The sequence below is a fragment of the Rhizobium sp. R339 genome (assembly GCF_002211395.1).
In the GTDB taxonomy this organism is placed as follows: domain Bacteria; phylum Pseudomonadota; class Alphaproteobacteria; order Rhizobiales; family Rhizobiaceae; genus Rhizobium.
In genome coordinates this window covers 129,986-152,243 of the sequence record NZ_LOKV01000001.1, presented here as the reverse complement: position 1 = coordinate 152,243, position 22,258 = coordinate 129,986, and the positions used below count along the sequence as shown (strand labels likewise).

29 protein-coding genes are annotated in these 22,258 nt (G+C 62.0%); 15 read left to right on the top strand and 14 right to left on the bottom strand.

Features of this window, described 5'->3' with window-relative positions; all coding sequences use genetic code 11:
- Positions 1–5 precede the first annotated feature (5 nt).
- The 3 genes from ATY76_RS00730 to ATY76_RS00720 all read right to left on the bottom strand — a co-directional run bounded on the left by ATY76_RS00730 (position 6) and on the right by ATY76_RS00720 (position 1,909).
- A complete protein-coding gene (locus ATY76_RS00730) occupies positions 6–791 on the bottom strand; it encodes a ThuA domain-containing protein (RefSeq protein WP_088672875.1) in 786 nt (261 codons plus the stop codon).
- Between the two features lie 193 nt (positions 792–984).
- Positions 985–1,326 (bottom strand): SMR family transporter, encoded by a 342-nt coding sequence (locus tag ATY76_RS00725; protein ID WP_088672874.1) that lies wholly within the window; start codon positions 1,324–1,326, stop codon positions 985–987.
- 19 nt (positions 1,327–1,345) lie between these two features.
- The gene (locus ATY76_RS00720) at positions 1,346–1,909 is read right to left on the bottom strand and encodes a TetR/AcrR family transcriptional regulator (RefSeq protein WP_088672873.1); all 564 of its coding nucleotides are present in this window, start codon (positions 1,907–1,909) and stop codon (positions 1,346–1,348) included.
- Between the two features lie 170 nt (positions 1,910–2,079).
- On the opposite strand from ATY76_RS00720, the gene ATY76_RS00715 reads away from it, so the two are divergent.
- Together ATY76_RS00715 and ATY76_RS00710 are read left to right on the top strand one after the other, a co-directional pair.
- Entirely contained in the window at positions 2,080–2,490 is a 411-nt protein-coding gene (locus ATY76_RS00715; protein WP_088673717.1) for a group II truncated hemoglobin, read from the top strand.
- Positions 2,487–2,858 (top strand): DUF423 domain-containing protein, encoded by a 372-nt coding sequence (locus ATY76_RS00710; protein ID WP_088672872.1) that lies wholly within the window; start codon positions 2,487–2,489, stop codon positions 2,856–2,858. The genes ATY76_RS00715 and ATY76_RS00710 overlap by 4 nt, the downstream gene beginning before the upstream one ends.
- Here the strand turns inward: ATY76_RS00710 and ATY76_RS00705 are convergent.
- The 6 genes from ATY76_RS00705 to ATY76_RS00680 form a co-directional block, all read right to left on the bottom strand.
- On the bottom strand, positions 2,855–3,226 hold the full coding sequence (locus ATY76_RS00705; RefSeq protein WP_088672871.1) for a VOC family protein: 372 nt from the start codon (positions 3,224–3,226) through the stop codon (positions 2,855–2,857). The genes ATY76_RS00710 and ATY76_RS00705 overlap by 4 nt on opposite strands.
- On the bottom strand, positions 3,223–3,537 hold the full coding sequence (locus ATY76_RS00700) for an antibiotic biosynthesis monooxygenase (protein ID WP_016733880.1): 315 nt from the start codon (positions 3,535–3,537) through the stop codon (positions 3,223–3,225). The genes ATY76_RS00705 and ATY76_RS00700 overlap by 4 nt, the downstream gene beginning before the upstream one ends.
- A gap of 9 nt (positions 3,538–3,546) precedes the next feature.
- The gene (locus ATY76_RS00695) at positions 3,547–3,819 is read right to left on the bottom strand and encodes a hypothetical protein (protein WP_088672870.1); all 273 of its coding nucleotides are present in this window, start codon (positions 3,817–3,819) and stop codon (positions 3,547–3,549) included.
- Entirely contained in the window at positions 3,816–4,223 is a 408-nt protein-coding gene (locus ATY76_RS00690; RefSeq protein ID WP_088672869.1) for a DUF2325 domain-containing protein, read from the bottom strand. Before ATY76_RS00690 ends, ATY76_RS00695 begins: the two co-directional genes overlap by 4 nt.
- A gap of 109 nt (positions 4,224–4,332) precedes the next feature.
- Positions 4,333–5,655 carry a TonB C-terminal domain-containing protein gene (locus ATY76_RS00685; RefSeq protein ID WP_088672868.1) on the bottom strand — a complete coding sequence of 441 codons (1,323 nt, stop codon included), beginning with the start codon at positions 5,653–5,655 and terminating at the stop codon, positions 4,333–4,335.
- Positions 5,656–5,712: 57 nt separating this feature from the next.
- On the bottom strand, positions 5,713–6,138 hold the full coding sequence (locus tag ATY76_RS00680; protein ID WP_088672867.1) for a hypothetical protein: 426 nt from the start codon (positions 6,136–6,138) through the stop codon (positions 5,713–5,715).
- A 177-nt stretch (positions 6,139–6,315) separates the two neighbouring features.
- On the opposite strand from ATY76_RS00680, the gene ATY76_RS00675 reads away from it, so the two are divergent.
- From ATY76_RS00675 to ATY76_RS00645, 7 genes are all read left to right on the top strand, one after another.
- Positions 6,316–6,498 carry a hemin uptake protein HemP gene (locus tag ATY76_RS00675; protein ID WP_088673716.1) on the top strand — a complete coding sequence of 61 codons (183 nt, stop codon included), beginning with the start codon at positions 6,316–6,318 and terminating at the stop codon, positions 6,496–6,498.
- A 19-nt stretch (positions 6,499–6,517) separates the two neighbouring features.
- Entirely contained in the window at positions 6,518–7,567 is a 1,050-nt protein-coding gene (locus tag ATY76_RS00670) for a ChuX/HutX family heme-like substrate-binding protein (protein WP_088672866.1), read from the top strand.
- 11 nt (positions 7,568–7,578) lie between these two features.
- Positions 7,579–8,508 carry an ABC transporter substrate-binding protein gene (locus ATY76_RS00665; protein WP_088672865.1) on the top strand — a complete coding sequence of 310 codons (930 nt, stop codon included), beginning with the start codon at positions 7,579–7,581 and terminating at the stop codon, positions 8,506–8,508.
- Between the two features lie 2 nt (positions 8,509–8,510).
- Positions 8,511–9,620, top strand: a complete 1,110-nt coding sequence (locus tag ATY76_RS00660) for an iron ABC transporter permease (RefSeq protein WP_088672864.1) — start codon at positions 8,511–8,513, stop codon at positions 9,618–9,620.
- A gap of 22 nt (positions 9,621–9,642) precedes the next feature.
- The gene (locus tag ATY76_RS00655; RefSeq protein ID WP_088672863.1) at positions 9,643–10,437 is read left to right on the top strand and encodes a heme ABC transporter ATP-binding protein; all 795 of its coding nucleotides are present in this window, start codon (positions 9,643–9,645) and stop codon (positions 10,435–10,437) included.
- Positions 10,438–10,588: 151 nt separating this feature from the next.
- Positions 10,589–10,933 (top strand): DUF883 family protein, encoded by a 345-nt coding sequence (locus ATY76_RS00650; RefSeq protein ID WP_088672862.1) that lies wholly within the window; start codon positions 10,589–10,591, stop codon positions 10,931–10,933.
- 9 nt (positions 10,934–10,942) lie between these two features.
- Positions 10,943–11,344: a hypothetical protein gene (locus ATY76_RS00645; protein WP_088672861.1), complete on the top strand. Its 402-nt coding sequence runs from the start codon at positions 10,943–10,945 to the stop codon at positions 11,342–11,344.
- Positions 11,345–11,663: 319 nt separating this feature from the next.
- On the opposite strand, the gene ATY76_RS00640 is transcribed toward ATY76_RS00645, so the two are convergent.
- On the bottom strand, positions 11,664–12,221 hold the full coding sequence (locus ATY76_RS00640) for an RNA polymerase sigma factor (RefSeq protein ID WP_004677121.1): 558 nt from the start codon (positions 12,219–12,221) through the stop codon (positions 11,664–11,666).
- A gap of 10 nt (positions 12,222–12,231) precedes the next feature.
- Positions 12,232–12,438 carry a NepR family anti-sigma factor gene (locus tag ATY76_RS00635; RefSeq protein ID WP_088672860.1) on the bottom strand — a complete coding sequence of 69 codons (207 nt, stop codon included), beginning with the start codon at positions 12,436–12,438 and terminating at the stop codon, positions 12,232–12,234.
- 51 nt (positions 12,439–12,489) lie between these two features.
- On the opposite strand from ATY76_RS00635, the gene ATY76_RS32980 reads away from it, so the two are divergent.
- The 5 genes from ATY76_RS32980 to preA all read left to right on the top strand — a co-directional run bounded on the left by ATY76_RS32980 (position 12,490) and on the right by preA (position 17,785).
- Positions 12,490–12,672, top strand: coding sequence for a hypothetical protein (locus ATY76_RS32980; RefSeq protein WP_141103917.1), 183 nt, complete (start codon positions 12,490–12,492; stop codon positions 12,670–12,672).
- Positions 12,673–12,704: 32 nt separating this feature from the next.
- Positions 12,705–13,499, top strand: coding sequence for a response regulator (locus ATY76_RS00630; RefSeq protein ID WP_088672859.1), 795 nt, complete (start codon positions 12,705–12,707; stop codon positions 13,497–13,499).
- A 192-nt stretch (positions 13,500–13,691) separates the two neighbouring features.
- On the top strand, positions 13,692–14,687 hold the full coding sequence (locus ATY76_RS00625) for an HWE histidine kinase domain-containing protein (protein WP_190233594.1): 996 nt from the start codon (positions 13,692–13,694) through the stop codon (positions 14,685–14,687).
- 408 nt (positions 14,688–15,095) lie between these two features.
- A complete protein-coding gene (locus ATY76_RS00620; RefSeq protein ID WP_088672858.1) occupies positions 15,096–16,457 on the top strand; it encodes an NAD(P)-dependent oxidoreductase in 1,362 nt (453 codons plus the stop codon).
- Positions 16,458–16,471: 14 nt separating this feature from the next.
- On the top strand, positions 16,472–17,785 hold the full coding sequence (preA, locus tag ATY76_RS00615; RefSeq protein ID WP_088672857.1) for an NAD-dependent dihydropyrimidine dehydrogenase subunit PreA: 1,314 nt from the start codon (positions 16,472–16,474) through the stop codon (positions 17,783–17,785).
- 131 nt (positions 17,786–17,916) lie between these two features.
- Here the strand turns inward: preA and ATY76_RS00610 are convergent, their stop codons facing one another.
- From ATY76_RS00610 to ftrA, 3 genes are all read right to left on the bottom strand, one after another.
- Positions 17,917–18,912 (bottom strand): TIGR03885 family FMN-dependent LLM class oxidoreductase, encoded by a 996-nt coding sequence (locus tag ATY76_RS00610; RefSeq protein ID WP_088672856.1) that lies wholly within the window; start codon positions 18,910–18,912, stop codon positions 17,917–17,919.
- A complete protein-coding gene (locus ATY76_RS00605; protein WP_245309634.1) occupies positions 18,909–20,588 on the bottom strand; it encodes an alpha-amylase family protein in 1,680 nt (559 codons plus the stop codon). Before ATY76_RS00605 ends, ATY76_RS00610 begins: the two co-directional genes overlap by 4 nt.
- 140 nt (positions 20,589–20,728) lie before the next feature.
- Positions 20,729–21,730, bottom strand: a complete 1,002-nt coding sequence (gene ftrA / locus ATY76_RS00600) for a transcriptional regulator FtrA (RefSeq protein ID WP_088672855.1) — start codon at positions 21,728–21,730, stop codon at positions 20,729–20,731.
- 72 nt (positions 21,731–21,802) lie between these two features.
- On the opposite strand from ftrA, the gene ATY76_RS00595 reads away from it, so the two are divergent.
- Complete coding sequence (locus ATY76_RS00595) at positions 21,803–22,213, top strand: rhodanese-like domain-containing protein (RefSeq protein ID WP_088672854.1); 411 nt, start codon at positions 21,803–21,805, stop codon at positions 22,211–22,213.
- Positions 22,214–22,258: the final 45 nt, after the last annotated feature.

Below are 22,258 nucleotides of genomic sequence, written 5' to 3'. Positions count from 1 at the left end.
GCTCCTCAGCGATAACCGGCTTCGCCGGCCTGGTGCAGTCTCGGGCCGCGTTCGACGATCGGCTCCAACGCCTTTTCTACCGGCACATTTGGAGCGTCGGTAATGGCAGTCAACGCGCCCTCAGGGTTATAGGCCCATTTGACGCCGTTGATCAGCACCTTCTGGACGGTGGCGTCGTGATAGGTCGGATAGGTCTCGTGGCCGGGGCGGAAGTAGAAGATGTTGCCGGCCCCGCGCCGCCAGGTCAGGCCCGAGCGGAACACTTCACCGCCCTGGAACCAGGAGATGAACACGGTTTCCAGCGGCTCCGGCACCGAGAACTGCTCGCCATACATTTCCTCGTTCTCGAGCTCGAAATGCTCGCCGATGCCGGCGGCGATCGGATGGCGCTGGTTGATCGTCCACAGCCGCTCACGCTCGCCGGCCTCGCGCCATTTCAGCGCGCAGGGCGTGCCCATCAGCCGTTTGAAGATCTTCGAGAAATGGCCGGAATGCAGCACCAGCAGGCCCATGCCCTCCCAGACGCGCTTGGCGACACGCTCGACCACGACGTCGGAGACGGCGCCGTGATCCTTGTGGCCCCACCAGGTCAGCACGTCGGTTTCGGCAAGCCGGGCTTCGCTGAGGCCATGCTCCGGCTCCTGCAGGGTCGCCGTCGTCGCCGAGATGGCGGGATCGGCATTCAGCGCATTGGCGATCGTCGTATGCATGCCCTCGGGATAAATGCCGCGGACGACCTCATTGGTGGTCTCGTGGATGTTTTCACCCCAGACGACGGTGCGTATGGCCATGATGTGCTCCTCTGGAAGCTGGAAGTATCGAGCAGGCGGGAAAAGCAGAATTCAAAGCGCTTTGGAAAAAGGCGCTAGGTGCGCCCCGATCTCCTCTACGTCCAAGCAACACATAGCCCTTTGTCAGGAATTTGACAAAGGGGAAAATTTGTGCGCGGGCCGCGGAGGAGATTTCTAAAATATCGCAGTGAAATCAATGTGAAACGGACTTCGAGAACAGGTTGACGACGACGACGCCCGATATGATCAGCCCCAGGCCGATGATCGCCGGCAGGTCGAGGCGCTGCTTGAAGAAGACGAGGCCGACCGAGGAAATCAGCACGATTCCCAAAGCGCTCCAAATCGCATAGGCGATGCCGACGGGAATGCTTTTCAGCGTCAGCGACAGGCAATAGAAGGCGGCCGCGTAGCAGGCGACGACAAGTGCCGTCGGCCCGATACGGGTGAACTGCTGCGATAATTGCAGCGCGGTCGTGCCGATGACTTCGAGCACGATGGCTGCAAAGAGCAGCCCGTAAATGGCGGCCTGGCTCATAGAGGCATTCCTTTTCGGATTACTTTCCGGTGAGCTCGACAAGGCGGTCGATGAGATCCCGCCTCAGAGCATCGCTGATGTCATGACTCTCCAGCGTATCGGAGAACCAAAGGCCGTCGGCGGCAAAGCGCACGATCTGCGCATCGAGCGAGGAATCTGTGCCGACATATTCCTCGGCCCGCGCCTGCACCCATTGGCGCCAGCGTAGGCGCAGCCGGGGTTCGGCAAGAAGCGCGATCGTCACCTGCGTCCAGCTTCGGGAATCATCGGGACGATCCTTGAGACCGGACACCGCCCTGAGATAGGCGCGGGTGAAGCGGCCTTGCGGCTGCGGATCGCCGCGCATCAGTTCCTCGATATCGGCGTCGAACTTTTCGAGCAGGCTCTCGAACAGCGCGTCGAGCAGCGCATTCTTCGTCGGGAAATGGTGCAGCAGCCCGCCCTTGCTAACGCTGGAGGCGGCAGAGACCGCATCGAGCGTGACGGCCGCCATTCCATCGCTGGCAGCAAGCCGCGCGGCGACCTCCAGCAACTGCTGGCGCACGAGGGCCGGTTGTTTCTTGCGATGGTGAGCGTTTGACATACGAATACAAAGATACCGTCCGGACGGTTTTGTCAAGAGGAATCGGCTGGAACGCCTTGCGCCATGGGCATTATGGGCGAAATGCCGCGGCACTTTGATGACAGTTGCGATCATCTCCCGCCCGGTGCATGAAGGGTCGGGCGGATGGCAAGGATACCGGGGATGATTTCGTGACGGAAAAGGTCACCACTCTATATGAGGCGATCGGCGGCGATCCCGCCGTTCGGGCACTGACGCATCGCTTCTACGCGCTGATGGACGAGCTGCCGGAGGCGAGAAACGTGCGCGCCGTGCACCCGCCGAGCCTTCAAGGCAGCGAAGAGAAATTCTACGAATACATGACCGGCTATCTCGGCGGCCCGCCGCTCTATACCGACAAGCGCGGCCACCCGCGACTGCGCAGCCGCCATTTCGTCGCCGAGATCGGCCCGGTCGAGCGCGACGAATGGTTGCTCTGCTTCCGCCGCGCGCTCGACGAGACGATCGCGAGCCAGGCGTTGCGCAACCTGATTTGGGCGCCGGTCGAGCGCCTTGCATATCACATGCAGAACAAGGCCCCTGACACCGAGGAACAGCCATGAGCCTGAACACGCGTCTGGAGCCGGTGCTCTATCTCTTTGCCGGCTTGTTCGGTGTATCAGGCGTGGCGCTCGCCGCCCTTGCCGCTCACGGCGGCGGCGAGGCCAATCTCGCCGCATCCGCATCCGCCATGTGCCTCGCCCACGCCCCTGCCCTGCTGGCATTGGCTCTCGGCACCGCAAGGCTCAAAACCGCCTGGCTGGCCGGTTTTCTCATGATTGTCGGAACGTTGCTCTTTGCGGGCGACCTCGTCACCCTGCGCTTCACCGGCGCCGGCCTCTTCCCCTATGCCGCACCGACCGGCGGCTGGGCGATGATGCTTGGCTGGCTGGCCGTCGCGGCAGGCGCCGTCTTCCGCGTCAGGGCTTAGCCGCGCTGCTGCGGCACCCGGCCAAAGCGCAGGAGATTGCCGTGTGGATCGTGGATATAGAATTCCTCCATGTTCCACGGCCGCACTTCCATCTCGGTCAGGCGTTCGATACCCTTTTCGCGATATTCCGCATGAAGGGCGCCGATACCGCCGCCCCTGAGATAGACGGAGGTCTTTTCGCAGAGCCCGGCATCTTCGGTGCGCCAGAAATGCAGTTCCATGTCGTCACGCCGCAGGATGAGATAATCCCCCGCCTGATAGACGACGTTGGCAAAGCCGAGCTTATCTCGATAGAAAGCAAGCGTCGCATCGATATCGAGCGACGGAAGAACCGGCAGGACCTCGATGCGATCAGGCCCATGGTTCATATGCCATCGACCACGTTGAAGCCTTCGAAGACCGGCGGCCCCTTGTACATCGCCTTGCGGTCGCCGGCATTGCGGTGCGCGGCGCGGAAATTCTCGGACTTCGTCCAGTTCTGAAAATCCTCTTCGCTCTTCCAGACCGTGTGCGAGGAATAGAGCGTATAGCCCTCCTCTTCGTTGAGCTTGCCGCGCAGCAGGCGGAATTCGACGAAACCGGGCACCTCGGCCAGGCTGGAATCACGGTTGCGCCAGACGGTCTCGAAATCGCCCTCGGTCCCGGTGACGACCTTGAAGCGGTTCATTGCGATATACATGAAATCTCCTTACGCCTTCCTCTTGGCCGCCCTTGCCGCACGAGAGGGAAAGGCGAGAATATTATTGCCGTTTGCCGCCGCCGCGCCAAGCGGTCTCGTCGTCGCTTCTCCGGGCATGCGCGCCTCCCAGGTCGGGAACAGCGTCACGTTCTGATAGATCTGCTGGCGTTCGGCATGCTGCTGAAAAAGTTCGTAGAGCTCGGGCACGAGGCCGTCGCCGCTCTGGGCCGCGAGCTTGTGCAGGCCGATCATGGTGAAGCCGTCGGGGCGGTGGTCGTTCATCGGGAATTGTCTCGTTCGTTCATCGTCTGCAGCGCACGCTCCAGGCTGGACTTGCTGCCGTTGCGAAGCGGGATGAAGGCCTTGCCGAACTTCTTGCAGCCGGTCTTCACGCGCAGGCAGGCATCGTGGCTGATACAGTCGATCGGGCAGAACACGCAGTCGACCGAGGGAAGCACGGTATCGATGCGCGAAACCGCCTCGCGCAAGCCCCCGTCGTGATGAATGAGCTCGGCGCCGAAATTGCTGCAGATCTGGCGAAGATGCGCCACCTGGCAGTCACGCCCGCCGACATAGAGGAAACTGCGGCCATCGAGTTTCGATCGCCCATAGGATGCCAAGCCGGCCTCCTCACCCGCGCTGTCGCGGACCTCCCGGTTCGATCCCTTCTTGCCCTTGCGAGCCATATACCACCCGTTCGCTCGTTGATCGTCACACGATTCCTGCGTGTGCGAACGGACCTTAGTAAACTTGATTTTTAGAGTAAAGTATAAAGTTGATTATTTTTATCATATTTTATCGGACTGTGACTTGGATCGGAAAGTCGAATGTGTGCGAAGCCCCCCATCCATCAGGCAAAGCGGGAAGATTGCAGGAATTTAGGCTGCCTAGAACCGCGTTATCCACGTCGGCCATACCGGAGCCTCTAGTGATCCGCGAGAAGGTGACATTTCCGTCGCTATTGACCATAACGCGAACTCTTAGGGATACCGCAGTATCCCGATACTGCGACTTCAGCCGGTCGATACAACGATATAGGCGCGAAAAAACCTTACCCGTGTAATTTGCCTGAGAAGCACCGCCAGCGCCTTCTCTGCCCCCGGATGTCCGCGAATTGTTGTCGGAGTTGGCGTTAGCTTGACCGTCGGCAGCTCCTCTGCGAGATTCCTGCTTGGCATCGCCTTCCGAACCCTGTGCTTTCTTCGGCGGCTGTTTTCTTTCCACCACCTTCTTTTCTACCGGCTTCTCCAGCTTCGGCTTCGGTTGCGGAGTAACCACTTCTGTCGGCGGTTCCGGCTCGGGAGAAACGGGAGCCACCTCGACAGGCTTGATCTCTTCGGATTCGGACTGCATTGCGGCTGCCGTTGGCAGTTCGCTTGAAATCACCGGCTGCTCCGGCACCACCGTTGACATCGGCTGTGCGACGGATGTTTCGGCAGGGGTTTCCGATACGAGAACTTCCGGTTCTGCAGTCACAACCGTCTCGGCTGACTGACGCGTAACGTCCTGTATAGGCTGAACGGTCTCGACCGGCTCTGCGTCAGCCGGCTCAACGGTTTCCGGCTGGACGACCTCCGGCTGCACCTCGGCTGTTTCGACTGGCTTAACCGTATCGGGTTCAACAGTCTCTGGGACCACCTCTTCTTGTATCGTCACCTCGGTGTCGCCGGCTGCGCTCTGATCGGCGTCGGAACTGCCGAGCATGACCACGCTGATCGCCTCGCCCGCCTCCATCAGCGTCTCATCCGAGGGCGCGGGCATCACGACAAACAGCGTGGCGGCCAACGCAGCATGAAAAAAGAATGAGCCGGCGCAACTTAGCGCCACCCGCCGCCGCACCGGTTTCTGCTCGTCTTCCTGCTTTTCCACCGCCGCATCCATCGGCGGCGCAGGAGCCGGAGTTTCCGGCGCGGTTTCCGGATGGTCAGGGAAGGAAGATATCTGCGCGAAACGCGTATAGTGGACTACCGTTTCGCCGGCCGGCTGGCGCTGCGCGTTGCGCAGTTCCGGAAGCTCGTGGCCGGGGTGCATGCCGGGCGTATTGTCGTTCAGGCTGTCGCCGGCGTCCGCCTCCCCGATGAGCACCTGTCTCGATCTGGACTTCGCTGAAATCGCCATTGCCTACGCCTCGGACAGCCTGAAACATGCCCGCCGGGGTTCATCCCCGGCGTGTTCTTATCCCTCGAAGGGAACGGAAATCTGCGAGCGGGTGACGATACCCTTCATGCATTCGCCGGCAGCCGGCCCGTCGCAAACAGGCGTGTCGTTGATGAGGATGCGGGTCACGCTCTCGCATTTGACATTCGGCATGTCGAACTGGCGCACGCGCTTCTTGCCTTGCGGCAGATCGCGGAAGTCGAGAACGGTGATGCGGTCGACGGCGTTCTTGTCGTTGAAGAAGGCGAGCTCGAAGGAGACCTTGTTGATGGCGGCAGGCAGCTTGTTGAGCGCCACGAAGGTCATCATGCAGCCCTTCTGCGAAGGCGCCAGCGCATTGAGCTCGACATCGAGAGAAGCGGCGGGCGCCGCCTCCTGCGCCTGGCATACGCTTGAAATCGCCATCACGATGCCGGCCGCAACGGCCGCAAACCTACCCGTCATAATCTTCTCCGCACTGTCGCGAGCCGTCGGCGGACGGCTTCATATCAGCAATCTCAAAAACTTGACTGCGTTAGTCTTCTATTGCGTCTTTAAAAAACTATGAGTATGAAAGTCAAGATAATTGTAAACGCAACCGGAGACCTCCCGATCCCCGGTCTCATGGAATTGCCAGCCGAAATGATGGTTGAAAAGCCAGATAGCTTTAAGCATGCGCCACTGCCCAGCGAGCCGGCGGCGCAACACCGGATCGTCGAAAGCGCGGATCTTTTCCGCGGCACCAACGAGATCATGATCAGACATGACGGGCTGGTTTACCGCCTGAAGATCACCCGCCAGGGCAAACTCATTCTCAATAAATAGGCCAATAAGTAGGTAAGACATGACTGAGCAGAAAAGACCGGCGCCAGCCGAAATCCGTGCGTTTCGCGCCGACAATCCGAAAATGCGTGAGCGCGATATCGCCGCCCAGCTGAAGATTTCCGAGGCAGCCCTCGTCGCCGCCGAAACCGGCATCAGCGTCACCCGCATCGATGGCAGCGCGACGAAGCTTCTCGAACGCGTGGAACGCCTCGGCGAAGTCATGGCGCTGTCGCGCAACGAAAGCGCCGTGCACGAAAAGATCGGCATGTTTGAAAACATCAAGGCGGGCATGCAGAGCGCGATCGTGCTCGGCGAGAATATCGACCTGCGCATCTTCCCGAGCCGCTGGGAGCATGGCTTCGCCGTCTCCAAGAAGGATGGTGATCAGGAGCGCCTCAGCCTGCAATATTTCGACAAGGCGGGCAACGCCGTGCACAAGGTGCATCTGCGCCCGAATTCGAATGTCGAAGCCTATCATGCGATCGTCGCCGAGCTGAAGCTCGAAGAGCAGTCGCAGGAATTCGTCGAGGCCGAGATCTCGAATGCCGCCGACGACGCCGCCGACGTCAGCCGCGACGAGCTGCGCGACAACTGGAGCAAGCTTACCGATACCCATGAGTTCTTCGGCATGCTGAAGCGCCTGAAGATCGGCCGCCAGGCTGCCATCCGCAGCGTCGGCGACGACTATGCCTGGAAACTCGACAACACCGCGACGGCTGAGATGATGCATGCTTCGGTAAAGTCGGGCCTGCCGATCATGTGCTTCGTCGCCAATAACGGCATCGTCCAGATCCATTCCGGCCCGATCTTCAACGTGCAGGCCATGGGTCCGTGGATCAACATCATGGACCCGACCTTCCACCTGCATCTGCGCCAGGATCACATCGCCGAGACCTGGGCGGTGCGCAAGCCGACCAAGGATGGCCACGTGACCTCGCTGGAGGCCTACAATGCCGAGGGCGAGATGATCATCCAGTTCTTCGGCAAGCGGAAGGAAGGTTTCGACGAACGCGCCGAATGGCGCGAGATCATGGAAAACCTGCCGCGGGCAGCAAGCGTGGCCGCTTAAGGATCATAGCGATGACGATGCGTAACAATCTGCGCCGGATCCGTCCCTGGGAACTGGCCCTGACGGCGGCCGTCATGGCGCTGCCGCTGATCCCGAACGCGCCGGCCGGCCAAAGCTTCGCCTTCGTCCGCGCCGCCCACGCCGAGGACAAGAAGCTCGATACGTCGCGCCTGGTTTCGGTCGGCGGCGACGTCACCGAGATCGTCTACGCGCTCGGCGAGGAAGGCCGGCTGATCGCCCGCGACACGACGAGCCTCTATCCGGAAGCCGCACTGAAATTACCCAATGTCGGCTACATGCGCGCGCTCTCGCCGGAAGGCATCCTTGCCATGAACCCGACGGCGATCATCGCCGTCGAGGGCTCCGGTCCGCCGGAGGCGCTGACCGTGCTGAAAAATGCCAGCGTGCCCTTCGAGACCGTGCCGAACACCTTCACCCGGGACGGCATCATCGCCAAGATCGACCGGGTCGGCGCCCTGCTCGGCGTGCCCGACAAGGCAAAGGCGCTCGAAGAAACGGTCGCGGCCGATCTCGACGCGGCGATCGCCGATGCCGGAAAGCGCCCGGAGGCCGAGCGCAAGCGTGTTCTCTTCATCCTCAGCGCCCAGAACGGCCGGATCATGGCATCGGGCACCGGCACGGCGGCCGATGGCGTCATCAAGCTTGCCGGCGCCGTCAACGCCGTCGGCGCATTCCCAGGCTACAAGCCGCTGACGGACGAGGCGATCATCGAAGCCAAGCCCGATATCATCCTGATGATGAATCGCGGCGACGGCGCCGGCACGAAGAACGAGGATCTGCTGGCCCAGCCCGCGATCGCGCTGACACCGGCCGGCGAGAAGAAAGCGATCATCCGGATGGATGGCGTCTACCTGCTCGGCTTCGGCCCGCGCACGGCAGCCGCCGTGCGGGACCTCAACGCGGCGATCTACGGGGGCTAATCATGGCCCTGCAGCAAGCCATGATGGAACGAAGGCGACTGGTCCCGATGGAGATGCGCGACGTCAGGCAGGCGGGCGACAGGACGCGCCTCGCCCTGCTGGCGATCGCCCTGCTCGTTGCCGGCTCGATCTTCTCGATGCTGTTTTCGGTGACGACGGGCGCCTCGGATGCCTCGATCGTCGACGTCATCGCCAACATGGCCGGCTCCGAGGCGGCGCTGAGCGCCCGTGACCGAATCATCATCTTCGATATCCGCCTGCCCCGAACGATTCTCGGCTTCCTGATCGGCGCCTCGCTTGCCGTTTCGGGCACGGTGATGCAGGGCCTGTTCCGCAATCCGCTGGCCGATCCCGGCCTCGTCGGCGTCTCCTCCGGTGCAAGCTTCGGCGCGGTCGCCATGATCGTGCTCGGCGGCGGTCTTGCAGCCCCGCTCGAAGCGCTTCTCGGCATCTACGCGCTGCCCGCGGCTGCCTTCGGCGGCGGCCTCGCCACGACGCTGCTGCTCTACAGGATCGCCACCCGCCACGGCCAGACTTCGGTCGCGACGATGCTGCTGGCCGGCATCGCGCTCGGCGCGCTTGCGCTCGCGCTTACCGGCCTGCTGATCTACATGGCGAACGACCAGCAGCTGCGAGACCTGACCTTCTGGAGCATGGGCTCGCTTGCCGGCGCCACATGGACAAAGATCGCCGCCGCCGGCCCGATCGTGCTTCTGTCCTTCACCGCCCTGCCCTTCATGGCCCGCGGCCTCAATGCCATCACGCTCGGCGAAGCCGCCGCCTTTCACATGGGCATTCCAGTCCAGCGGCTGAAGAACGTCGCGATCGTCGGCGTCGCGGCCGCAACCGGCGCTTCCGTCGCCGTCAGCGGCGGCATCGGCTTCGTCGGCATCGTCGTACCGCATATCCTGCGCATGGCGATCGGCCCGGATCATCGTTTCCTGCTGCCGGCCGCAGCCCTTCTCGGCGGTTCGCTGCTGATCTTCGCAGACGTGCTCGCCCGCACCCTGGTCGCGCCGGCCGAGCTGCCGATCGGCATCATCACCGCAGCGGTCGGCGGTCCCTTCTTCCTGTGGATCCTGCTGAAGCAGCGTTCGCGCCTTGCCCTGTGAGTGACTTGTGAGTGACGTGCAGATGATCGAAGTGTCCGGCCTCTCCGTGCGCCTTTCCGGCAAGGCTATCATCAGCGACGTCGCCTTCACCGCAAAGGCCGGCGAGCTGACGGCGATCGCCGGGCCGAACGGCTCCGGCAAGACGACGACGATGAAGGCGATCTCGGGCGAACTCGGCTATGACGGCTCGGTGCGCATCGACGGCCACGAGGTGAAGGGGCTGAAGCCCTGGCAGCTTGCCGCTATCCGCGGCGTGCTGCCGCAGGCCAGCACCATCTCCTTTCCCTTCACCGTGCGCGAGATTGTCCGCATGGGCCTGACCTCGGGCCTGAACCTCAATCCCGACAGAGCCGATCAGACCGCGGCGGCGGCACTGGCCTCCGTCGATCTGACCGGCTTCGAAGGCCGCTTCTACCAGGAACTGTCAGGCGGCGAGCAGCAGCGCGTGCAGCTTGCCCGCGTGCTCTGCCAGATCTCCGAGCCCGTCGTCGACGGCAAACCCTGCTGGCTACTGCTCGACGAGCCGGTCTCGAGCCTCGACATCAGCCACCAGCTGACCATCATGACGCTCGCCCGCAATTTCTGCGAACGCGGCGGCGGCGTCATCGCCGTCATGCACGACCTCAACCTGACCGCGCTTTTTGCCGACCGCATCGTGCTGATGAAATCCGGCCGGCTCGCCGCCGCCGGCAGCGGCCGCGAGGTGCTGAACGACAAAACCATGCTCTCCGTCTTCGGCTGCCCGCTCCGGATCAACCAGGTGCCGGCCGACGGCACGCCCTTCGTGCTCGCTCACAGCGCTGTTTCCCGCTCCTAACGGCTTGTCCGGCGGAACTTTTTCATAGCTCAACACGTTGTCGCCAATGATTTGGGTCAATGCCGGGCGGTCTCATGCATGCAACGAACGGTCGTGACCCCCCGGTGCAGAACAGGCGGGCTTGCGCGCGCCCCAGCCAATGGAGACAGCCATGACCTATTCCATTTTCCACTCCGGCCGCAGCCGCCGCAACGGCACCCTCCACAATATCGAATCCGGCATCGAAGAGCAGATCGAAGCCCTGCGCGACGAACTCGCCGAACTGACGCGCCTCGTCGGCAAGGGATCGCGCCACCAGGGCGACAAGATCCGCAGCCAGGCGAGCGCCGGCTATGACGAGCTGCTGAGCCGCAGCGAGGACCTGCTGCGCGAATTGCAGCACGGCTATGAGCGCAGCGCGACCGAGATGCGCGAGACCGTGCGCAAGCATCCGCTCGCCACGATCGGCGCCGCAGCCGCCATCGGCCTCGCCATCGCCTTCCTCGCCCGCCGCTGAGGAAGCGCGATGCTCTTTTCGATCCTCAGCCTGCTGACGGGCTCAAGCTTGCGCCGGACCATCGCCCGCACGAAGCGCACCGGTATCTTCATCGCGCTTGCCGTGCTCTTCCTCCTCACCGCCTACGCGCTGGCGGTCACCGCCGGCGCCATCTGGCTCGCCGGCATTTACGGCCCGGTCGGCGCCGCCCTCTTCCTTGCCGCCTGCGCGCTGCTGCTCGCCATCATCCTGCTGGTGGTGATGTCGGTCATGAACGCCCGCGACGCCCGCCGCGCCCGCGACCGCCGCGCCGCGCTGGAATCCATGGCAACGGTAGGCCTCGGCCTCGTCCGCGCCCAGCCGCTGCTGACGGCGGGGGTGCTGGCGGCTATCGTCGCGGCCAATTTGGTGGGGTCGAAGCGGGAGGATTGAAGGGCGGTCGATCTTCTGCTCGCCTGCCACAGAGAATGAGGAGACGTGGGTTATGCCCTCCGTACCGGCGAAGATTAGGGTGGGACGCCGACCCCACCCACCTTCATTCCTGTGCCTGTCACAGGAATCCAGCCACGGCGCGTCCGCGCCGTGAGTGAACTACCATCTTAAACGGAAAGAGTCTTTCGCGCCCAACGACTTGGGCGCACTGGATTCCTGTGACAAGCACAGGAATGAGGGCGGGGAGAGGTAGCGACACCCCTTAATACGATACAAAAAGCCGGCGCCGCAACAGGCGGCCGGCTCCCCTAACCCGTCATCAAAACGCAAATGCCTTCGACGTCAGCGGCGCAGATGTCGCGTCGGGGCCGAAATCGGCCTCGCCTGAAATCTGCAGCAGTTCCTGCAGGCGCTGTCGCGCGCGGTTCACGCGGCTCTTGATGGTGCCGACGGCGCAGCCGCAGATTTCGGCTGCCTCTTCGTAGGAGAAGCCCGAGGCGCCGACGAGGATGATCGCTTCACGCTGGTCGGGCGGCAACTGGTCGAGCGCCTTCTTGAAATCCTGCAGGTCGAGCGCGCCATATTGCGAGGGGTGCATCGCCATCGATTCCGTGAACAGCCCGTCGCTGTCCTGCACCTCGCGGCCGCTCTTGCGCATCTGGCTGTAAAGCTCGTTGCGCAGGATCGTGAAGAGCCAGGCCTTCATATTGGTGCCCATCTCGAAATGGTCCTGCTTGGCCCAGGCCTTCATGATGGTGTCTTGAACGAGATCGTCGGCCCGGTCATGCCGGCCGATAAGGGAGATTGCAAATGCGCGAAGGCTAGGGAGGGCCGCCAGCAATTCCCGCTTAAAGCTGGGTTGCACTTTGTCTTCCATGCGGGCGATCCTATTCGGCCATCTTGGCAGAAGCCATCATTTCGGCATGGTCGAGCTTTTCGAGAAGGTCGAGAAAACGATCTGGAATCGCCTCATCCTGCGCGGCAGCATAGAGAGACCGCAGCTTGACGCCGATCTGATTGTTCGGGTCCAGGATGTCGCTTGCCCGCAGCTCGAGCTTCCGCTGCTCCGCTGCTTCTTTATTGCGTGTAGTCATCAACTCGTCTTCTCGCCGTTATCTGTTCCAGGGGCGCAGTGTGGAATAACCATGATTTCAGCAGCCGCCAATGCCGTCGATATTGAGTGTTCTACTATCAATGTCGCGGGCATCTGCTGCTGCGTGGGTCAAAATGTTACGCCCTTTCATGTCGGCTTGGATAATGCGGCGCGACAAAAAAAGTTCCTGCCGTTCCGGAACTTTTTTATCAAGGCGGCGTTAACCGCTCATTGAAGCCAAGACCGGCCTGCATACGGGAGCCCTTTATGACACTTTCTACTCGAATTGCGCCGCACCTTCCTTATCTGCGTCGCTATTCCCGCGCCCTTACCGGCACTCAGACATCGGGCGACGCTTATGTCGCCGCCGTTCTTGAAGCCATTATCGCCGATCTTTCGATTTTCCCGGATACGGCGAATGACCGGGTTGCACTCTACAAACTGTTTACTCAACTGTTTGGTTCCACCGCGATCCAGATTCCAGAGCCGACCTCTCCCTACGCCTGGGAGCAGCGTGCCACGCTCAATCTTTCCAAGGTTTCGGCGGGCGCCCGCCAGGCCTTCCTGCTCGCCGCCGTGGAGAATTTCCGCGTCGCCGAAATCGCGGAAATCCTGGAGCTCGACGAACAGGACGTCATGCGTCTGCTCGACAAGGCCTCGCAGGAAATTTCACGCCAGGTTGCAACCGATATCATGATCATCGAAGACGAACCGTTGATCGCCATGGATATCGAGCAGATGGTCGAAAGCCTTGGTCACCGCGTCACCGGCATTGCCCGCACCCATGCCGAGGCCGTGGCGCTCTACAACAAGACGAAGCCGAGCATGGTGCTGGCCGACATCCAGCTTGCCGACGGCAGTTCTGGTATCGACGCGGTCAACGACATCCTCAAGACGGCGAGCGTGCCGGTCATTTTCATCACCGCTTTCCCGGAAAGGCTGCTGACCGGCGAGCGCCCGGAACCGACTTTCCTCGTCACCAAGCCCTTCAATCCCGACATGGTCAAAGCCCTGATCAGTCAGGCTCTTTTCTTCAATGAATCGACCAGAGTAGCCGCCTGAGGCGCAATTTTCCGGCCCTCGGAACCAAATCGTCAAAGCAAGCGTTCCGGTGCTGCCGGGACGCCCCGGCGGCTTTAACGGTTTTTGCAGCGCTTTGTTCTAGAGTTGGCAGGCGATTTCTGGAAGTGCGCTCTCTCTAGCGGCGTTCGAGATGTCACAAGGAAAGGCGGCCGAGTGAATACGACTGAACCGTTGTCCGGCATGCCTCTCGCATTCGAAGGCAAGGCCGCAATGATGGAACGCGCGCTCGGCAGCGCCGGGATTTCCGTCCTCTGCCAGGACGCCCGGCTTTCGATCTTCTACGCCGAAAATCTGCCGCCGTATTTCGCCGCGCTCTTTGCGCCCGGCGGCAGCGACGCCGCGCTTTTCGGCGATGCCCATGGGCAATATCTGACGGCGCTGAAACATAAGGTGCTGGAAACCGGCATTCCCAACAATGCCGAGGTCGAGATCGACGTCGACGGCGAAATGCGCACCTATGAGCTGAAGATCCAGCGCACCGGCGAACGCGGCACCTATGGGCTTCTGTCTGTCATGGCCGAAGTCACCGAAAGCCGGCATCGCGAAAAAGTGCTGAAATCGCTGTTGCGCGAACTCTCGCACCGCTCGAAGAACCTTCTCGCCATCATTCAGGGCATTGCCACGCAGACGGCGCGCAACACACTCTCCCTCGACAGCTTCCTCGGCAAATTCCGCGGACGGCTGCAGTCGCTTTCCAACTCGCAGGATCTAATCACCGATTCGAGCTGGCGCGGCGCTTTCCTTTTCGAACTCGCCGAAAAGCAGTTCGCTCCCTATTGGCCGGAAACGGCCGGTTCCATGCCGATCTACGGCATCAACGCCCATCTGACGCCGAATGCCGCCGTGCATCTCGGCCTTGCTCTCCATGAACTGATCGTCAATTCCGCTTCCTATGGCGCCATATCGGGCGGCGCCGCCTCCATCACACTCAACTGCCGCGAAGCGATGATCGGCGAAAGAAGGGCGATTGAGATCGCCTGGGCTGAGGTGCTGCAGGATCAGCTGGAAGTTCATGAATTCAGCGACAACAGCTTCGGCCGCACCGTGCTGGAACGCGTCGTCCCTTCCTCGGTGAACGGCAAGGCGGAGCTGAACCTCGTGCCAGGCCGCATCGAATATCGCCTGACCATTCCCGAAACCGAATTCGAAATCCTCAAGCGGGTGTGAAGCCCAAACAGAAGGCCGGGAACGGAAAAACAGCCGGTGCGAGGGCGGCGCACCGGCTGTCTTCACTCACCGGGAGGGGACCGTGAGTACGTCCGGATAGTGGGTTGGGGGCGCGCATGTTGGGTCGATGCGATCACCATCCGGATATCGCAATAACGAGGAAGCTCAGGATTGGTTCCCGGGCATTCGAAAAAAATCGACTTTTTTTGAATCTTTTTTCTGGGGCTCAGCCCTTCCCGCGTTCCCGGGTGAATCTCGGATTCGGAGAATGCAAATTCCACCTTTAAAAACAAAGACTTGCCAGATTGAAATCAATGGCGAATCTTCAAAATTTTACCGTTTGATAAATTTTTAAACCTGAGTTACGCTTTCCCTCACAGGCCGTTTACCAATAATGAGGGAACTTCAATGGAACGACTGGAAACTGGGATTCATGCCGGCCGGCTTACGCCCGCCGAGTATGAGGCTAATTTTTCCGATCTGCATCCGCGCCTCGACAATCATGAGGCGCTGGTCGCCGCCGATCGCTGTTATTTCTGCTATGACGCGCCGTGCATGACGGCCTGTCCCACCTCGATCGACATCCCGCTCTTCATTCGCCAGATTTCGACCGGCAATCCGCTCGGTTCGGCAAAGACGATCTTCGATCAGAACATTCTCGGCGGCATGTGCGCCCGCGTCTGTCCCACCGAAGAGCTCTGCGAACAGGCCTGTGTGCGCAACACGGCCGAAGAGCGGCCTGTCGAGATCGGCCGCCTGCAGCGTTACGCGACCGATGCCGCCATGCAAGCCGGCAAGCAGTTCTATGTAAGGGCCGAGGCCACGGGAAAGAGGATCGCCGTCGTCGGCGCCGGCCCGGCTGGCCTTGCCGCAGCCCATCGGCTGGCGGTGAAAGGCCATTCCGTCACGATTTACGACGCCAGGGAAAAATCCGGCGGCCTCAACGAATACGGCATCGCCACCTATAAGACGGTCGACGACTTCGCCCAGCAGGAAGTCGATTACATCATGTCGATCGGCGGCATCGATGTGCACCACGGCGCCCTTCTCGGCCGCGACTTTTCGCTTGCCGATCTGCAGGCGCAATATGACGCCGTCTTCCTCGGCATCGGCCTTGCCGGCGTCAACGCGCTGCGCATCGAGGGCGAAAATCTTGCCGGCGTCGACGATGCCGTCGATTTCATCGCCGCACTTCGCCAGGCTGAAAACAAGAGCGACATCGCCATCGGCCGCCGCGTCGTCGTCCTTGGCGGCGGCATGACAGCGGTCGACGCCGCCGTCCAGGCAAAGCTGCTCGGCGCCGAGGAGGTGACGATCTGTTACCGCCGCGGCAAGGAACACATGAACGCCTCGGAATACGAACAGGATCTGGCAAGCTCCAAGGGTGTCATCATCCGTCACTGGCTGGCGCCGAAGTCGATCCTGTCGCAGGACGGCAAGGTCGCCGCCATCGAAGTGGAATATACCAAAATCCTGGACGGCCGCCTCGTCGGCACCGGCGAAACCGGCGTGATCGCTGCCGACCAGATCTTCAAGGCGATCGGCCAGACCTTTGAAGCTTCAGGGCTTGGCTCCCTGCGTATGGAATCCGGCCGGATCGCGGTCGATGTCGAAGGCCGCACCTCGCTCGACGGCACCTGGGCCGGCGGCGACTGCGTCTTCGGCGGCGAGGATCTCACGGTTTCCGCCGTTGCCCATGGCCGCGACGCGGCCGAATCCATCCATCGTACCCTTTCCGCAGCAGCCGCTCCGGCTGTCGCGGTTGCTTGAGGGGAGAGAGAACAATGGCTGATCTCCGCAATAATTTCGTCGGCATCAAATCCCCGAACCCGTTCTGGCTGGCCTCCGCGCCGCCGACCGACAAGGCTTACAATGTCGAGCGCGCCTTCAGGGCCGGCTGGGGCGGCGTGGTCTGGAAGACGCTCGGCGAGGAAGGCCCGCCCGTCGTCAACGTCAACGGCCCGCGCTACGGCGCTATCTGGGGTGCGGACCGCCGCCTGCTTGGCCTGAACAATATCGAGCTCATCACCGACCGCGACCTCTACACCAACCTGCGCGAGATGAAGCAGGTGAAGATGAACTGGCCGGACCGGGCGCTGATCGCCTCGATCATGGTGCCCTGCGAGGAGCAGGCCTGGAAGTCGATCCTGCCGCTCGTCGAAGAGACCGGCGCCGATGGCATCGAGCTCAATTTCGGCTGTCCGCATGGTATGTCGGAGCGCGGCATGGGCTCGGCCGTCGGCCAGGTGCCGGAATATATCGAAATGGTCGTGCGCTGGTGCAAGCAGTATACCCGCATGCCCGTCATCACCAAGCTCACGCCCAATATCACCGATATCCGCCGCCCTGCCCGCGCCGCCAAGGCCGGCGGCACCGATGCCGTCTCGCTGATCAACACGATCAATTCGATCGTCTCCGTCGATCTCGACAATTTCGCCCCCAACCCGACGGTCGGCGGCAAGGGCAGCCATGGCGGTTATTGCGGCCCGGCGGTCAAGCCGATCGCCCTCAACATGGTGGCCGAGATCGCCCGCGATCCGGAGACCTACGGCCTGCCGATCTCGGGCATCGGCGGCATCACCACCTGGCGGGACGCGGCTGAATTCCTCGTTCTCGGCGCCGGCAACGTCCAGGTCTGCACCGCCGCCATGACCTACGGCTTCAAGATCGTGCAGGAGATGATCACCGGCCTCAGCGACTGGATGGATGAAAAGGGTCACAAAACCCTCGACGACATCACCGGTCGCGCCGTGCCCAACGTCACCGACTGGCAGTATCTGAACCTCAACTACATCGCCAAGGCGAAGATCGACCAGGATGCCTGCATCAAATGCGGCCGCTGCTACATCGCCTGCGAGGACACGTCGCATCAGGCGATCACCAACGTCGTCAATGGCTTGCGTCACTTCGAGGTGTTGGACGAGGAATGCGTCGGCTGCAATCTCTGCGTCAGCGTCTGCCCGGTCGAGAACTGCATCACTATGGAGCAACTCCCCGCCGGCACCCTCGACAAGCGCACCGGCCGCGTGGTCGATCCGAACTATGCCAACTGGACGACGCACCCGAACAACCCGATGGCCCGCCAGGCGGCGGAGTAACGGTTTTGCGATGCCGCGGAGACATTCGATCCTCGGCGTTGCGCTGAGCCGGCGAACCCTGCTCAGCGAAGGCAACTTCGAAAGGGGCAAATGGCGCTTGGAACCCTCAATCGGCACTAGGGTCCGCCGGTTCAAACGGACGTCGGCCCCGACGCGTCAGCCTTGAAAGAGGGCAGCACCTCGCGCCCAAAGACTTCGATGAACTCGCGCTGATTGCGCCCGACATTGTGAATGTAGATCTCCTCGAATCCCATTGCCGCATCGGCCTTCAGCCATTCGACATGCCGTCGCGGATCGGCCGAGATGCGCACATGCTCGTCCATATCTTCCGGCCGCACCTTGAGGCAGGCCTCATCGAACTCCTCCGGCAATCGCAGCGTTTCCGAGATCGCAGCGGAAATTGCGTTGCTGCGCCACTGGTCGAAGGCGTTCGCCCTCGCCTCCTCGTCGGAACCGGCAAAGGAAACATGTGTCTGTAGATAGAGCGGCTTCCCCTTCCCGCCGCCGCGCCGGAAAGCATCGATGATTTCACCGAGCTTGTCCCGAGGCTGATTGATGGTGATGAGCGCATCCGCCCAGCCTCCTGCGAACTCCGCCGTATTCGGCGACAGCGCCCCGGCGACGATCCGAGGAATCTCACCGGGAAGCGTATGAACGCGTGCCTGATCGACTTTGATCGGCTCCGTCCGGCTGACAAGCTTGCCTGCCCACAGCTCGCGCATGATCTCGACCGCCGCCCGCAGCCGTTCGTTTCTTTCGGGCTTGGAAGGCCAGCGTTCGCCGATGACGTGCTCGTTCATCGCCTGCCCGGTGCCGACGGCGATCCACGGCAGCCGTCCCGGAAACATCTGCGCGACCGTCGCTCCAGCCTGAGCCGTGATCGCCGGGTGATAACGCCATCCCATCGGCACGCTGATGATTCCGAACGGAATGGACCGCGTCGCCTGAAGCGCCGCCCCCAGCCAGGCCCAGGCAAATCCCGACTGCCCCTGCCTCTCGCTCCACGGCGTCAGGTGGTCGGACGACATCACCGCCCCGAACCCGGCAGCCTCCGCAGCCTGCGCATGTCCAAGAAGCTCGGCCGGCGAAAATTGTTCATGGGAAGCGTGATAACCGATCAGCGTCATGATCCGTTGCCCTCGGAAATAAACCAGCGGTAGGCATAAGGTTCGAGCTCAAGACGCGGTTCGCTCAGCCCTTCATATTCGACGTCGGCGATCAGATCGCGAAAGCTTCTGGGCTGCATGCCGCCAAAATTGATTTTCGTCTTGATGCGCCGATCCGCAAGATTGTGGACGAGCAGCAGGAGGGCGCCGGCGTCCTCGAACCCGTGGACCAAGACCGCTGGATCGTCGGCGCTCAGCCTCACCATCCGGCCTTTCGTGAAAATCGGCTGTTTCCGGCGGAGAGAAATAAAGCGCTTGATCCTGTTCAGCAGGGAATGAGGATCTTTCGACTGATCAGCGGCATTCACCTTCTTGTAGGAAAACGGCCCGTCGGCGACGAGCGGCTGGCACAGCTTTCCGCTGCTGGCGCCGGAGAAGCCGGCGTTCTTCTCCGCCGACCACTGCATCGGCACCCGCACCGTGTTGCGTCCGGCCTGGGAAAGATCCTCGCCGATGCCTATCTCGTCTCCGTAAACGATGAGGGGCGGCCCGCTCAGGGAAAAGATGATGCTGAAGGCGAGTTCGATGCGCCGCTGGTCGCCTTGCAGCATCGGCGCGACGCGGCGACGGATGCCGCGGTTGAAAACCTGCATCTCTTCCTTCGGCGCGAAGACCTCAAAGACGTCCTTCTTCAAATCCGCGGGCACCCGGGAAAAATCGAGTTCGTCGAGATTGCGCAGGAAATTGACCCAGCCGCAGCCCGGCGGCGGCTCCGGAAGCAGGCTCAGCCCCTGATTGATAGAGGCCGCGTCTTCTCGGGCGAAACCTGCGAAGAGATAGCAGGCAAGCATGAAGTTCAGCAGAAGCTGGAGCTGATCTCCCTCTCCGAAAAAGGCGTCGGAAGCCTCAGGCGCAAGATTGACTTCCCCGAGCAGCACACCGCCCGGCCGCCGGCTTTGCAGGTAGCCGCCGATCTGCCGCAATATGCCATGGGGATCGCGGGGATTGGCATGTTCCAGCCCTTTGTCGGCAATGATCAGCGGGGCGGCGTCGAGCCTGAACCCGCTGACGCCGAAAGCGATCCAGTAATCGACGATGCGCAAAATCTCCTCGCGCACCTCGGGGTTCGCAGCATTGAGTTCAGGCTGAAAATCGTAGAAATGATGGAAATAATAGGCTCTCGCCACCTCGTCATAGGTCCAGAGACTATTCACTTCGCCCGGAAAGATGGATTTGGCCCCCGAAGCGACAGGCGGAGGATCGGCGCTCCAGACGTAGTAATCGCGGTAGCGCGTCTGATCGTCCCGCCTGGCGGCCTGGAACCACGGATGCTGATCGGAGGTGTGGTTGACGACGAGATCGATGATCACCCGGATGCCGTGCTCGCCGGCGCTGTGCAGGAATGCCAGGAAGTCGTCGAGCGTCCCGACCTTTGGGTTGATCGAATAAAAATCGCTGACGTCATAGCCGTTGTCGCGATCGGGACTGCCATAAAACGGCAGGAGCCAGATGCAGGTGATCCCGAGCTCGGAAAGATATGTCAGCCTTTCCGCCAGACCGATGAAGTCACCGATGCCGTCACCATTGCCATCGGCGAATTTCTCGACATCGATGCTGTAGATCACAGCCTCTTCATACCAGCTGCTGCTCCGGCTCGGCACCGCGACGCTCTCCTGCCAGTCCCCGTTGAAAAACACTAACTGTTCCGGAGGGATCAGGTTCCTTGGAGTTTGGCCGGGTCCACAGGGCGTCAAAGGAATTGGTGGCAAAGCGCAGCAGGCCGATACGACGGCATCAAGCGGGAGGGATCGGGACTGAAGATACCGAGGAAGGCCCTCTACCCGCCGAATGATTTCCTGTAGGCGCGCGGGCTCGTTCCGAGCCGCCGGCGGAAATGGTGCCGCATCGTTGCCAGCGTGCCGAAGCCGCTTGATAGTGCGATGTCGTCGAGCGATACGGCAAGCTCTCGTTCGAGAAGATCGCGCGCATGGCGCAGCCTCTCCTTCAGCAGCCATTCGCCGACGCTGAGGCCCGTCGTCGATTCGAAGCGGCGCTGGAAGGTGCGCATGCTCATGCCCGCTCTCTTGGCAAGCAGGCTGATCGGCTGCTCCTCGGCGAGGCTCTCGCGCATCCATTCGATCAGCGGGCCGAGGCGGATGCCCTCGCGCTCCTCCGGCACCGGTGCGCTGATGAACTGCGCCTGCCCGCCTTCGCGGTGCGGCGGCACGACGAGGCGGCGGGCGACGCTGTTGACGGCCTCCGAGCCGAAATCGCCGCGCACGACATGCAGGCAGAGATCGATGCCCGCGGCACTGCCGGCCGCCGTCAGTAGGCTGCCCTCGTCGATGTAGAGGACGTCGGCATCGAGCGTGATATCGGGGTAACGCGCAGCGATCGAGGCGACATAGCGCCAATGCGTCGTCGCCCGGCGGTTGGCGAGGAGCCCGGAGCCGGCGAGAACCGCAACGCCGGAGCAGAGCGACATGATGCGCGCGCCGCGCTGATGCGCCGCCCTGAGTGCGGCGGCGAGCGGCTCCGGCACCGGCGCATCGATCGACCGCCAGCCGGGCGCGACGATCAGGTCCGCCTCGTTAAGCACCTCCAGCCCCTTGTCGACCGCGACGGTCAATCCGCCGGCGGCGCGAAGCGGACCCGGCTCGATGCCGCAGACGGAGAAGCGATACCAGCCTTCGCCCATCTCCGGACGCGGCAGACCGAAGACCTCATAGGCAATGCCGAATTCGAAGGTGCAGAGCCCATCATAGGCGAGCACTGCGACCAGCGGCCCTTTCGTCTGCGGCGGCGATGTATTTGGCATGATCTTTACGCTGTCAGTCATGATGGCCAATTTCGCAAAGACCTACCATCGGCGATACCAGACGGCAATTCCAACACCGAAGGAAAAGACTCCATGCCAAGCCCCGTCTCCGAAATGCCCGCCGCCGCACCCGATCTCGCCGCCGCCCATTATGCCGCCAAGCTCGCTTTCGAAACCGATTGCTCGGATGTCCGCGCCGCCTTCGCCTCCGGCAAAATCGATTTCGTTCTTCTCGATGTGCGCTCGCCGGCGCTGTTTGCGCAATCCCATCTGCCGGGCGCGATCAACCTGCCGCACGGCAAGATGACCGCGCATCGCATGTCGGAATGGCCAAGGGATAGGCTGTTCGTCGTCTATTGCGCCGGCCCTCATTGCAACGGCGCCGACAAGGCCGCTTTTCGCCTTGCCAAGCTCGGCCTCCAGGCCAAGCTGATGATCGGCGGCATGACCGGCTGGGCCGACGAAGGCTTCGCCTTCGAAAGCGAGGCCGTCGCCGCCGAATAGCCACACGCTCCCCTCCATGATGCGGAGGGGAGCGCTTGATTCGAA